Here is an 11,588-nt window from a genome sequence, read left to right on the forward strand (position 1 = left end):
CTCCTTGTTGTATCAATAGGGTGCCTTCGGCGATGGGTGGCCAAAGGGTTAACGGGTCAACAGATGAACCAGTCGCGCGGCCACGCGGGCACTGCGGTTATCCTGATCCAGCGTCGGGTTATACTCGGCCAGATCGGCGAGCCTCAGCTTGCCGCTGGCCCGGATATGGGCAATGAGCGGTTCGATCACCGCCAGCTCCACGCCGCGAGCGGCTGGAGCGCTCACTCCCGGCATAACGGCCGCCGGCAGCACGTCGAGATCGATGGTCAGATAGAGGTGATCACAATCGGCGATAAAGGTATCCAGCCCGCTTAGCAAGGTGGGCAGAGCACGCTCGCTCATGGCTTCATCTTTCACATACCAGACCCCCAACTCGTCGGCCCGTGCAAACAGCGCCTGGGTATTGGCGGTCTCGGCCACCCCGAGGCAGGCGTAGCGAAACGGTGTGCCCTGAGCGGCGCACTGCTCGGCGATCTGGAAGAAGGGGGTGCCGGAGCTGGCCTGCTCCTGTTTCATGCGCAGGTCAAAGTGAGCATCGAGGTTGATAATGCCGACCTTGCCACTGCCACCCAGATGACGGTTAAGGCCGCTCCAGCTGCCGAAAGCCACCTCGTGACCGCCCCCCAGCACCAGCGGGAAGTGGCCCAAATCGAGCGCAGCGGCGACCCGCTCGGCCAGATGGCCGTGGGCGGCGTCGAGATTGCCATCGGTACAGCTCACATCCCCACCATCATAGACGGGGCGACTCAGATGCCAGGCGGTGTTGGCCAGCAGCTTGCGCACCGCTTGCGGCGCACCGGCGGCGCCGACACGCCCCTTGTTGCGGCGAACCCCTTCATCGCAGGCAAAACCGAGCAGTACCACACCGGCAGCGTCTTGTGCTCCGGCGGTCCAGGGCTGCACCTTGTCGTGCCAACGCAGGGCCAATTCGCCATCTTCCGGATCCTGCCGCCCTTGCCAGAGCGACATATCGATCGGGTTGAACTTATCCATGTAGGGTCTCCTCGCCGTTGAAGATGCGGCCCGCCAGCTGATCGACGCCAACCATGTAGCTCAGCTCGGCCGGATGGGCACAGTGCCAGATCAGGAAATCAGCCGCCATGCCCACCCTGAGCTGGCCAAGGCGATCCTGCTCGCCGAGCGCTTTGGCGGCGTGACGGGTCACCCCGACCATGGCCTCCAGCGGGGTCAGGCCAAACAGGGTGCAGGCCATGTTCATGGCCATCCGCAGCGAGACGATGGGGGCGGTACCCGGGTTGATATCTGAGGAGACCGCCATCGCCACCCCCGCCTTGCGCAGGGCGGCAACCGGCGGCAGCTTGGTCTCTTTGAGGAAGTAGAAGGCGGTGGGCAGCAGGGTGGCGACCACGCCACGGTGGGCCAGCGCCAGGATCCCTTCCGGATCCAGATGCTCCAGATGATCCACCGAGAGGGCGCCAAAGTTGGCAGCGAGCGTGCTGCCACCGAGATTGGAGAGCTGATCCATATGCCCCTTCACCGGCAGGCCGTATTGATCCGCCGCCAGATAGACCTGCTCGGTCTGGGCCAGCGAAAAGCCGATGTGCTCGCAGAAGACATCTACCGCATCGGCCAGACCCGCCTCGGCGGCGGCCGGGATGATCTCCTGACAGATGGTCTCGACCCAGCTGTCGGGATCGTCGCGATACTCCGGCGGCACCGCATGGGCCGCCAGCAGAGTGGTTTTGACCCGGATCGGCAACGCCTCTCCCAGTCGGCGGGCCACCCGCAGCATCTTGAGTTCGTCATCCAGCGTCAGGCCATAGCCGGACTTGATCTCCACCGTGGTGACCCCTTCGCGGATCAGGGATTTCACCCTCGGCAGCGCCAGCTCGAACAATTGCTCTTCGCTGGCGGCACGGGTCGCACGCACCGTGCTGATGATGCCGCCACCCCGACGGGCGATCTCGGCATAGGGCACCCCTTTCTGGCGCAGTTCAAACTCTTCGGCACGGCTGCCGGCGAAGACCAGATGGGTGTGGCAATCGATAAGGCCGGGGGTAGCCAGCTTGCCCTGCATATCCTGCCAGTGAGCAGGATGGGGCCCCTTAAGCTCGGTCATCGGCACCAGCGCGTGGATCTTGCCATCCTTCACCCCGATGGCGTGGAGCGGCAGCAGGCCGTAGTCGGCCAGCTCATCATTCAGGGTAGCGGGCGTCACGTTGAGCCAGACCCGCTCGCAGTTCAACAGTTCCTTGTTCATAGCGACCTCAAATGTATATACATATTCTTATAGTCGATCTCTATGACGAAAGAAAGAGCGGCGTTCACATCCTGATAACAGCATCAAACTTAGAGTTTAAGCACAAAAAAGCCCACCAGGAGGTGGGCTTTGCAAAAATCGATTTGTATAGACATTCACTCCAGCTGAGTCTTGGAGCTGAGCTTGTAGCGGGAACCGGGGGAGAGCAAACGGGCGTAGGAGACGAGATGCCCCTCCGACCAGGTACGCCGGTGCAACAACAGGCAGGGGGAATCCACGCGGATCTGCAACAATCCCGCCTCACCGGCGCTGGGCAACACGGCTTCCACCACGTGCTCCATCTCGGAGAGGGGGCAGACATCCATCAGATAGCGGTTGGGGGTCTGTTGGGTAAAATCCTGCTCGCCATAGCCCGGCAAACGCCCGGCATCGACGAAGCGCTCCTCCAATTGCAACGGCTCCCCATCGGCCTGATGGACGATCAGGCTGTGAAAGATGGGGGCGCCAACCCGCAGCCCCAGTTGTACCGCCACCTTCTCGTCGGCGGCCAGCCGCTGCAGCCGGATCACGCGGGCGCTGTACTCACCGCCACGCTCGGCGATCTCGTCGGCAATATTGCGAATAGCCAGCAGCGGCGACTCGGTGCGCCGGTCCGCCACGAAGCTGCCGGAACCGGCGGTACGCACCAGCCACCCCTCAGCCACCAGTTCCCGCAGCGCCCGGTTGACCGTCATCCGGCTCACGGTGAACTGCTCGCACAGGGCCGCTTCGGTCGGGATCCTGTCCCCCGCCTGATAGTGACGTTCGCGGATCCCGTCCAGAATATGCTGTTTGATCTGCAGATAGAGGGCTGGCGCCACCATGAAGCACCCTAGCGCCGACGGTGGGGCGGACGCATGTCCGGCCAGGCGCGGTAGACATCGGGGATCTGATCCGGGCCGCTGATGCAAAGATCGAGATCGTGCAGCAGACCGTCTTTAATCCCGTAGATCCAGCCATGCACCGCCAGCTCCTGCCCCTTGCGCCAGGCGTTCTGGATGATGGTGGTGTGGCAGACGTTGGCGACCTGCTCGGCCACGTTCAGCTCGCACAGGTAGTCGAAGCGCTCATGTTCATCCTCGATGGCCTCGAGCTCTTCACCATATTTGAAGTAGACATCCTTGATGTTGCGCAGCCAGTTGTCGATGAGACCCAGCTCCTGATTCTGCATCGCGGCCTTGACGCCGCCGCAGCCATAGTGACCGCAGACGATGATGTGCTTCACCTTGAGCACTTCTACCGCGTATTGCAGCACGGAGAGGCAGTTGAAATCGGTATGTACCACCAGATTGGCGACGTTGCGGTGGACGAAGACGTCCCCCGGCAGCAACCCCATCAGTTGGTTGGCGGGGACCCGGCTGTCGGAACAACCGATCCAGAGGTATTCGGGGGCCTGCTGGGCAGAAAGAGTGGCAAAGAAATTGGGATCTTCGGCTTTGATCCGTTCGGCCCACTCACGGTTGTTGGTAAACAGGTCGTTCAACAGTTTCACTTCTGCTCTCCCTAATGTGGCAGTGGCGGCAACATAACACACTCAAGGGTAACCAAAGCAAGGCCGACCAGATCCTTGCGAAACAAAAACAGGGCCATCAGGCCCTGTTTTTATGAGAGGAAGCATCAGGCTTCCATGGCATCTTTCAGCTTCTTGAGTGCGTTTTTCTCAAGCTGACGCACACGCTCGGCAGAGACGCCGTAGGTATCGGCCAGCTCCTGCAGAGTGGTCTTGCTGTCATCATCGAGCCAGCGGGCGCGGATGATGTGCTGGCTGCGCTCATCCAGGGTGGCGAGGGCCGAGCTCAGACGACGGGTCGCGTGATCGTCCCAGTTGTCGTTCTCGATGGTGGCGGCCAGATCGGAGGATTTGTCCTCCAGATAGTGAACCGGAGCGAAACCGCCCTCTTCCTCATCGTCACCCACCAGATCGAACGCCTGATCGTAGTTGGCCATCCGCGCTTCCATTTCGGTCACGTCAGCGGCAGAAACGCCGAGATCGGCCGCCACGGCCTGAACCTCTTCGTGGTTCAGCCAGCCCAGACGTTTTTTGGATTTGCGCAGGTTGAAGAAGAGCTTACGCTGGGCCTTGGTGGTGGCCACCTTGACCATGCGCCAGTTGCGCAGGACATATTCGTGGATTTCGGCCTTGATCCAGTGCACGGCAAAGGAGACCAGACGCACGCCGACCGTCGGGTCGAAGCGCTTGACCGCCTTCATCAGGCCGATGTTGCCTTCCTGAACCAGATCGGCCTGAGGCAGACCGTAACCGGCATAACTCTTGGCGACATGAACGACAAAGCGCAGATGCGACATAACCAGCTGACGAGCAGCCTCGAGATCGCCATCCTGCTGCAAACGCTCAGCCAGTTCACGCTCTTCCTCTGCGCTCAGCACAGGAATAGAGTTTACTGCCTGGATATAGCCTTCCAGACTACCTTGCGGAATCAGAGCCATAGTGCGCTGCAATGAAGTTCCCATCTGTTACCTCTTACTTTTCAATCGAATCAGTCTAACACCCTGAGAGGGTCTGTCTACTGACCGGATGCCATTCTGCGGCGTGTATCAAAGAACATGCCCAGTTTTAGACCGGCTTATCTTAAGCCTGCAGGATGAATCATGAATGAACAGTCAAAAAAAGGGGGTCACAATGAAGGACCCCCGAAAAGTAGCATGCTAAGTCCATTGTTGCGGAGCTCGCAACCTTCACATGCTTGCCAAGTCTGACGAGCAAGGCAGAGGGGCCACACCCGTATAAATGCTTCAGCTTTAATAGACTGCTTATAAATCAGAAGGTTCACTGGATCTAGCGAAGATCCGGAAGATCATTGTTATTCAGAATACTCTGACTATGGGGGCCAAGCCAGAAACGGCCACTCTTTTACTTGATCCGCTTCGCAAAATCCAGCAATTCACAATGTTGATAAATTAATCAGGAAGGCTCGATGTCGCGAATGTGGCGGTGAACCGAGAACCAGGAGGCTATCAGCCCCAGCAGAGCGCCCAGCAGGATCAGGTTCACCCCGTCCACCAGACCCATGCCAACCAGCTGGAAGTTACTGTTATACAAGCCCGCCAGCTCTTTCACCACCCCCTCGCTCCAGATCACCATCACCTCGGTCAGCCACCAAGCCAGCATGCCACCAATGACTCCGAACCAGATACCGGTATAGAGGAAAGGACGGTGAATAAAGGCATCGGTCGCCCCCACCAGTTTCAGCACCTCGATCTCGGAGCGCTGGTTGAGGATGTTGAGGCGCAGGGTATTGCCGACAATCAGCAACACGGCGGAGAGCAACAGCACAGCGATACCGGTAATGGTGTGGCGCAACAGGTTCATGATCCCCTGCAACCGAGTCAGCCACTGCAGATCCAGCTTGCCCTGTTCCACGCCATCTTCGTTGTTGAGCTTGCCGAGCAGCTCGGCGGCCCCTTCCGGATTCTGCCAGCGCGGATCCGGAATGACGCTCAGCACCGGCGGCAGCGGGTTGCTGTCGAGGTAGTCGAGGGCATCGCCGAAGCCGGAGATCTCGCGAAACTCCCGCAGTGCATCGTCGCGGCTCATATAGGTGACCGAATCCACCTCGGGGTAGAGCAGGATCCTGTGTTGCAGGTCGAGAATGCTCTGCTCCGGCAGATCCTTGCGCAGATAGAGGGAGATCTGGGAGCTGGTCTGCCAGCTCCCCTCCACCACCTCGGCATTTTTCAGCAGCACATGGAAGCAGGAGGGCAGCGCCAGACTGACGCCAAGCACCGCCAGCGTCATCAGGGAAGCGAGCGGGTTGCGCCACAGCTCACCCAGACTGGCAAACGCCTGACGCACGTGGTCAACCCCGTACATCATCAAACGGCGCAGCGGCGGCTGCTTGTGACGAACAATAGCCATCAGAGCTCCTCCCCTGCCGAATACATCCGCCCCGCCTTGAGGGTCAGGGTGCGATAGCGCATGCGGGCGATGAGCCCCAGATCGTGAGTGGCGATCAGTACGGAGACGCCGAAGCGGTTGAACTCCTCGAACAGCCGCATGATATCCATGGAGAGCTGGGGATCCAGGTTACCGGTCGGTTCGTCAGCGAGCAGCAACGGCGGCTTGTTGACGATGGCGCGGGCGATGCCGACCCGCTGCTGTTCACCACCGGAGAGCATGCGCGGCTGGTAGCGCTCCTTGCCGAGCAGCCCCACCTTGTCGAGCGCCGCAGCAACCCGCTTGTTGATGTCCGCATGGCTATAGCCATCGATCACCAGCGGCAACGCCACGTTGTCGAACACGGTGCGGTCCATCAGCAACCGGTGATCCTGAAAGATCATCCCGATCTGGCGGCGCACATAGGGGATCTGGCTGCGCTGGATATGGCTGACGTCGTCGCCATGAAAGAAAACGCGACCATCGGTCGGTCGCTCCATCACGCTGATCAGTTTGAGGAGGGTACTCTTGCCCGCCCCCGAGTGTCCGGTCAGGAAGGCCATCTCCCCCTTGCGCAGGTGAAAGCTGACCTTCTGCAGCGCCTGATGGCCACCGCTGTATACCTTGCTGACCTTGTCAAAACGAATCATAACGGTTCCCTGACATTGACAAACCCCGACCGAAGTCGGGGCATGGGATGTTTACTCATCGCGACTAAACAGGGCCTCGATAAAGTCGTTGGCGACAAAGGGACGCAGATCGTCGATCCCCTCGCCCACCCCGATATAGCGGATCGGGATCTGGAACTTGTCGGCCACCGCGAAGATGACGCCGCCCTTGGCCGTGCCATCCAGCTTGGTAAGGGTGATACCGGTCAGGCCCACTGCCTCGCTGAACAGCTTGGCCTGGCTCAGGGCGTTCTGGCCGGTGCCGGCATCCAGAGTCAGCATGATCTCGTGGGGCGCCTCTTCGTCCAGCTTCTTCATCACCCGCACCACCTTCTTGAGCTCCTCCATCAGGTTGCTCTTGTTCTGCAGGCGGCCGGCGGTATCGGCGATCAGCACATCAGCCCCGCGGGAGCGGGCAGCCTCGATGGCGTCATAAATAACGGAAGCGGAGTCGGCGCCGGTGTGCTGGGCAATCACCGGAATATTGTTGCGCTGACCCCATACCTGCAGCTGCTCGACCGCAGCGGCACGGAAGGTATCGCCAGCGGCCAACATCACACTCTTGCCCTCGGCCTGGAACTGCTTGGCCAGCTTGCCGATGGTGGTGGTCTTGCCGACGCCGTTCACGCCGACCATCAGGATCACGTAAGGCTTCTTGCTGGTGTCGATCACCAGCGGCTGCTCTACCTTGGCCAGCATCTCGCCCATGTCCTGCTTGAGCAGGCCATAGAGCGCCTCGGCATCCTTGAGCTGCTTGCGATCCGCGTGCTGCACCAGCCCCTCGATGATACGAGTAGTGGTATCCACACCGAGATCGGCGGTCAGCAGCTGGGTTTCCAGCTCTTCAAACAGCTCATCGTCGATCTTCTTGCCACGGAACAGGCCGAAGAAACCGGAGCCGATATTCTCCTTGGTGCGTACCAGACTGCGCTTGAGGCGAGCAAAGAAGCCCTCCCGCTGCGGTTTGTCCTGGGTGTCGTCGTCCACCTTGGCGGCCAGCGGCAGAGCGGCCAGGGCGGCGGCCTCAGCCTCCATCGCGGCGACCAGGCGCATATCTTCCGCTCGCTGGGCTTCTTTGGCGATACGGGCTTCTTCCGCAGCCTGAGCTTCAGCGGCAATGCGAGCCTCCTCCGCAGCGCGAGCTTCGGCAGCAATGCGAGCTTCTTCCGCAGCACGGGCTTCGGCAGCAATACGAGCCTCTTCCGCAGCGCGAGCCTCGGCGGCAATGCGAGATTCTTCCGCGGCGCGAGCCTCGGCAGCAATACGAGCTTCTTCCGCAGCACGGGCTTCGGCAGCAATACGAGCCTCTTCCGCGGCGCGAGCCTCGGCAGCGATACGGGCCTCTTCCGCAGCACGGGCTTCGGCAGCGATTCGGGCCTCTTCCACTGCGCGGGCTTCGGCAGCGATACGTGCCTCTTCTGCAGCCCGAGCCTCAGCGGCAATACGAGCCGTTTCAGCAGCTTGTGCTTCTGCGGCAGTGCGAGCGGCTTCAGCGGCACGCTCCTCTTCGGCGATCAGCGCTTCGTTGACGATCACCGGCTCCAGATCGGAGGCGCACTCCTCCACCACCAGCGGGCCGTGATCGTCCAGCTCGGTCGGCAGGCAGCAATCATCTTGCAAAACGGGATTCTGTGCGCTGGCAGGCACTTCGGGGGCAACAGCCGGCGTACTATCGGAAACAGTTATATCGGAAACGGGAGCGGGGGTAGCAGTGACCTCGGGCTCAACGGTAACGGGGGTGGCTTGGGGTGTCTGTGGTTGGACAGCCTCAGCCTCTTCTTTCTTGCGGCCGAAACCCAGCCAGGAAAACAAACCTTTTGCCATCTAAAAATACTCACATCAAAGGCTGACTGCTAAGATAGCCGTCCCTTGGCGGGTCGGCATAAAAATGAACCGCCTTATACTACCACTTTATTTTCTGACGATGAAACGCGATGCCCAGAGTGAAATCCAGCCGTAGCAACCCGAGCAAGAGTCCCGCCCCGCAAGGAAAATCGGGCTTTGTAAGAATCATCAGCGGCCAGTGGCGAGGCCGCAAATTGCCGGTCAAGGATGTGGAGGGGCTCAGACCCACCACTGATCGCGTCAAGGAGACCATCTTCAACTGGCTGGCCCCCCACATTCGCGGCACCCGCTGCCTGGATCTGTTTGCCGGTAGCGGCGGCCTCGGACTGGAGGCGCTGTCGCGCTATGCCGAGCAGGTGACCCTGATCGAAATGGACAAGGGGGCCGCCGACCAGATCAAGAAGAACCTGACCGCCCTCGGCAGCAGTCAGGGTCAGGTGATCCAGTCAGATGCAGTGAGCTGGCTACAAGGCCCGGCCACGCCGTTTGATCTGGTATTCCTCGATCCGCCGTTTCGCCGCGAGCTGCTGCCGCAAGTGTGCGAACTGCTGGAGCAGCGCGGCTGGCTGGCACCGGACGCCCTCATCTATCTGGAGCGGGAAAAAGAGATGGCCGATCTGGCGCTGCCCGCCAGTTGGCAACTACTCAAGGACAAGCAGGCAGGTCAGGTCTGTTATCAACTCTATCTACGGGAGGTAAACAATGAAGCGGGTCTTTAATCTGTTGGCGATGGGGCTGATATTGTTCTTCTGGTTTGGCGTGCTGGTGAGCCTGATTGCCCCGCTGCCCGGCAAACTCAACGGCTTTCTGCCGGTCTGCGGCGTGATCGTCGCCCTGCTGCACTGGCTGCAGGCCAGCATGATCAAGGCAGCTTGCAAACGCTACTTCGCTGTCACCAAAGCCGAATTTGTCACTGTGCTGATATTTGGCGTGTTTGGTATGGTCGACATTCGTCAGCGCCTGCAAGAGATCGTCAACGCCGCCCAGCGCGGCAATCTCTCGGACAAACCATAAAAGAAAAGGGGACGGCGGTAGCCGTCCCCTAGAGTCGTGTCGTCCTGTCCGTAGAACTGCAATGCTCCCTGCAATCCCTGACGTTATCCTAATCCTTTGGAATATCCCCTTTCCAATCCGTTGGCGTGTCCTGCGGCGTTCCTGGCCTGGCAATTCATCCTGAACTGCTTCACTGTCTCCATCCTGGAGGTGTCCATTACCACGTCCTGTGGGGTTCCTTGCGTCTTCCTGACAGATAACCATCCGGGTTATCTCACTTCATCCTGAAGTATTCCTCTCGCATCCGGCGAGGTCCTGTTCATCCTGAAGAACGAGGTTCCGTTCGTTCTGCTCCCATCCCGAGAGTGTCCTGCCGCATCCCGCGGTGTTCCTTTATTCATCCGTGACGATAACCATCCTGATTATCGAACTCATCCTGAGGTATCCCTTGTCCACATCCTGCGGACTATTCCATCTTTATGCGCTGCCCTGCATCCTGCCGGACCAGCTTCGTCCTTGTGAGACCCATACTAAGGAAATGCGCACCCCGAACAAGGGCCATCCGATGATAAAGATCCGATACAGCTCCCATCTCAAAAAATGAACTTAAAAACTAACCCTTTAATATCAGTTAGTTATTTAGTTTCACAGGAAAGCTCGATCATTCTGGCATGGCTTCGCGTACGGCTCAAAGCGCCAGCCTCTTACAGTCGCTATGGCAGATCTCTTACACGGGTTTCGCCCCCGAAAACGGGGCAGGAAAACGGTTCAATCCTGACGTTAAGACTTAAAAATTAGTTGAATAAATATGCTTAAAAAAAACGCAAAAAAAAGAGCCGAGACCAGGCTCGACTCTTCAACATTCCATTTTTTTAATCAGCTCAAGCGGTTGGCCGGATTGAGATAGGCCTTGCGCAACGATTCCGGTGCCAGCACCTCCAGTTCACCGCCGATGTTGTTCAACCAGCTGCGAAACTCCGGGGTGTCCTGCACTTCGGTCTCCACCACCACGCTGCGCTTGTCATAGCGGGTCATGCGCGGATTGTTGCCGGGGATCTGGTTATCCACCAGGGACTGGCTGTTGGCATCGATCCGGCCGACGAAGCGGATCGGGCCGCTCACATCCTGATAGCCCTGATCGCGGATCAGCTTCTGGATATTGAAATCCTTCGGCTGGGTGGCGCTGAAGTTGGTCAGCTCCACGTTCTTGATATGGTCAAACGGGATGCCGTAGACCTTGGGATCCAGCTCGGACAGAGTGCAGAGCAGGATCGGACCATCCGGCTGATTGAGAATGCCAAGCGGGTTGATACGGTCGTAGCAGAGCCACACGGTACGCTCTTTGATCACGCGCTGGATCTCGGCACTGAACTTGCGACCACGCCAGAGCGCATCGCGGATCAGGGTGCTGCGGCGGATCTCCGGGTTGCCGGCAAACGGGCGCGGTGACTGGTGGACACTCTCCAGCCAGCGTTCGGCCAGTTCACTCTGACTGTCGCGGATCACCTGGCTCGCCTTGTCGACCAGCGGGTTCAATTCGGTCAGTACACTCGCCGGCAACAGTTGACTCGCCTGATCACTCCAGGTTTTCAGGGCCACCGCCAGCGAGAGCGGCATGATATTGGCAAAGTCGTTGAGGCCGTGGCGCTCGAAGCACCAGCCATGGGGTTTGCTGCGCTCGTCCGAGGTGAGGTCGAACAGTCCCATGCCGGACATCTCCTCCAGGTCCCGTTGCACGGTACGCAGACTGACGTGGATACCTTCCTCTTCCAGTTTTACCTGGAGTTGGCTGGCGGTCAGCTTGTAAGGGCGGTGCGGGATGCAACGCGCCAAGGTCAGTTGTCGTAACAGCTTCTTGCTCATGGTGCTTGCCTTCACTGGTTTAGCGTTGACTGTATGCTAGTCGTGACTTGCGACAGTCTATGTC

11 protein-coding genes are annotated in these 11,588 nt (G+C 59.5%); 2 read left to right on the forward strand and 9 right to left on the reverse strand.

Annotation, left to right across the window (positions count from 1 at the left end; translation table 11 throughout):
• Nucleotides 1–48: 48 nt before the first annotated feature.
• The 8 genes from hutG to ftsY all read right to left on the reverse strand — a co-directional run bounded on the left by hutG (nt 49) and on the right by ftsY (nt 8,647).
• On the reverse strand, nt 49–993 hold the full coding sequence (gene hutG / locus I6L41_RS14625) for a formimidoylglutamase (RefSeq protein WP_216959698.1): 945 nt from the start codon (nt 991–993) through the stop codon (nt 49–51).
• Nucleotides 986–2,221: an imidazolonepropionase gene (hutI, locus tag I6L41_RS14630; RefSeq protein ID WP_254203315.1), complete on the reverse strand. Its 1,236-nt coding sequence runs from the start codon at nt 2,219–2,221 to the stop codon at nt 986–988. Before hutI ends, hutG begins: the two co-directional genes overlap by 8 nt.
• Before the next feature lie 155 nt (nt 2,222–2,376).
• A complete protein-coding gene (hutC, locus tag I6L41_RS14635) occupies nt 2,377–3,081 on the reverse strand; it encodes a histidine utilization repressor (RefSeq protein ID WP_041202413.1) in 705 nt (234 codons plus the stop codon).
• Between the two features lie 11 nt (nt 3,082–3,092).
• Nucleotides 3,093–3,752: a carbonate dehydratase gene (gene can, locus I6L41_RS14640; protein WP_042076162.1), complete on the reverse strand. Its 660-nt coding sequence runs from the start codon at nt 3,750–3,752 to the stop codon at nt 3,093–3,095.
• A gap of 125 nt (nt 3,753–3,877) precedes the next feature.
• Entirely contained in the window at nt 3,878–4,732 is an 855-nt protein-coding gene (rpoH, locus tag I6L41_RS14645; RefSeq protein WP_005339997.1) for an RNA polymerase sigma factor RpoH, read from the reverse strand.
• A gap of 451 nt (nt 4,733–5,183) precedes the next feature.
• Complete coding sequence (gene ftsX, locus I6L41_RS14650) at nt 5,184–6,137, reverse strand: permease-like cell division protein FtsX (RefSeq protein WP_041209605.1); 954 nt, start codon at nt 6,135–6,137, stop codon at nt 5,184–5,186.
• Complete coding sequence (gene ftsE, locus I6L41_RS14655) at nt 6,137–6,805, reverse strand: cell division ATP-binding protein FtsE (protein WP_033112579.1); 669 nt, start codon at nt 6,803–6,805, stop codon at nt 6,137–6,139. Before ftsE ends, ftsX begins: the two co-directional genes overlap by 1 nt.
• A gap of 51 nt (nt 6,806–6,856) precedes the next feature.
• Nucleotides 6,857–8,647 carry a signal recognition particle-docking protein FtsY gene (gene ftsY, locus I6L41_RS14660; RefSeq protein WP_216959701.1) on the reverse strand — a complete coding sequence of 597 codons (1,791 nt, stop codon included), beginning with the start codon at nt 8,645–8,647 and terminating at the stop codon, nt 6,857–6,859.
• A gap of 110 nt (nt 8,648–8,757) precedes the next feature.
• On the opposite strand from ftsY, the gene rsmD reads away from it, so the two are divergent.
• Together rsmD and I6L41_RS14670 are read left to right on the forward strand one after the other, a co-directional pair.
• Nucleotides 8,758–9,387, forward strand: a complete 630-nt coding sequence (gene rsmD, locus I6L41_RS14665; protein WP_042081417.1) for a 16S rRNA (guanine(966)-N(2))-methyltransferase RsmD — start codon at nt 8,758–8,760, stop codon at nt 9,385–9,387.
• Nucleotides 9,371–9,682: a DUF1145 domain-containing protein gene (locus tag I6L41_RS14670; protein ID WP_005342853.1), complete on the forward strand. Its 312-nt coding sequence runs from the start codon at nt 9,371–9,373 to the stop codon at nt 9,680–9,682. The genes rsmD and I6L41_RS14670 overlap by 17 nt, the downstream gene beginning before the upstream one ends.
• Before the next feature lie 855 nt (nt 9,683–10,537).
• Here I6L41_RS14670 and I6L41_RS14675 read toward each other — a convergent pair.
• Entirely contained in the window at nt 10,538–11,524 is a 987-nt protein-coding gene (locus I6L41_RS14675; RefSeq protein WP_005339987.1) for a YafY family protein, read from the reverse strand.
• Nucleotides 11,525–11,588: the final 64 nt, after the last annotated feature.

It is taken from the genome of Aeromonas sp. FDAARGOS 1411 (genome assembly GCF_019047125.1).
Classification (GTDB): Bacteria; Pseudomonadota; Gammaproteobacteria; order Enterobacterales; family Aeromonadaceae; genus Aeromonas; species Aeromonas veronii.

Coding starts and splice junctions, on each gene's coding strand:
- I6L41_RS14675 (WP_005339987.1), bottom strand. CDS start 11,524: ATGAGCAAGAAGCTGTTACGACAACTGACCTTGGCGCGTTGCATCCCG.
- hutI (WP_254203315.1), bottom strand. CDS start 2,221: ATGAACAAGGAACTGTTGAACTGCGAGCGGGTCTGGCTCAACGTGACG.
- hutG (WP_216959698.1), bottom strand. CDS start 993: ATGGATAAGTTCAACCCGATCGATATGTCGCTCTGGCAAGGGCGGCAG.
- I6L41_RS14670 (WP_005342853.1), top strand. CDS start 9,371: ATGAAGCGGGTCTTTAATCTGTTGGCGATGGGGCTGATATTGTTCTTC.
- ftsX (WP_041209605.1), bottom strand. CDS start 6,137: ATGGCTATTGTTCGTCACAAGCAGCCGCCGCTGCGCCGTTTGATGATG.
- rpoH (WP_005339997.1), bottom strand. CDS start 4,732: ATGGGAACTTCATTGCAGCGCACTATGGCTCTGATTCCGCAAGGTAGT.
- rsmD (WP_042081417.1), top strand. CDS start 8,758: ATGCCCAGAGTGAAATCCAGCCGTAGCAACCCGAGCAAGAGTCCCGCC.
- ftsE (WP_033112579.1), bottom strand. CDS start 6,805: ATGATTCGTTTTGACAAGGTCAGCAAGGTATACAGCGGTGGCCATCAG.
- ftsY (WP_216959701.1), bottom strand. CDS start 8,647: ATGGCAAAAGGTTTGTTTTCCTGGCTGGGTTTCGGCCGCAAGAAAGAA.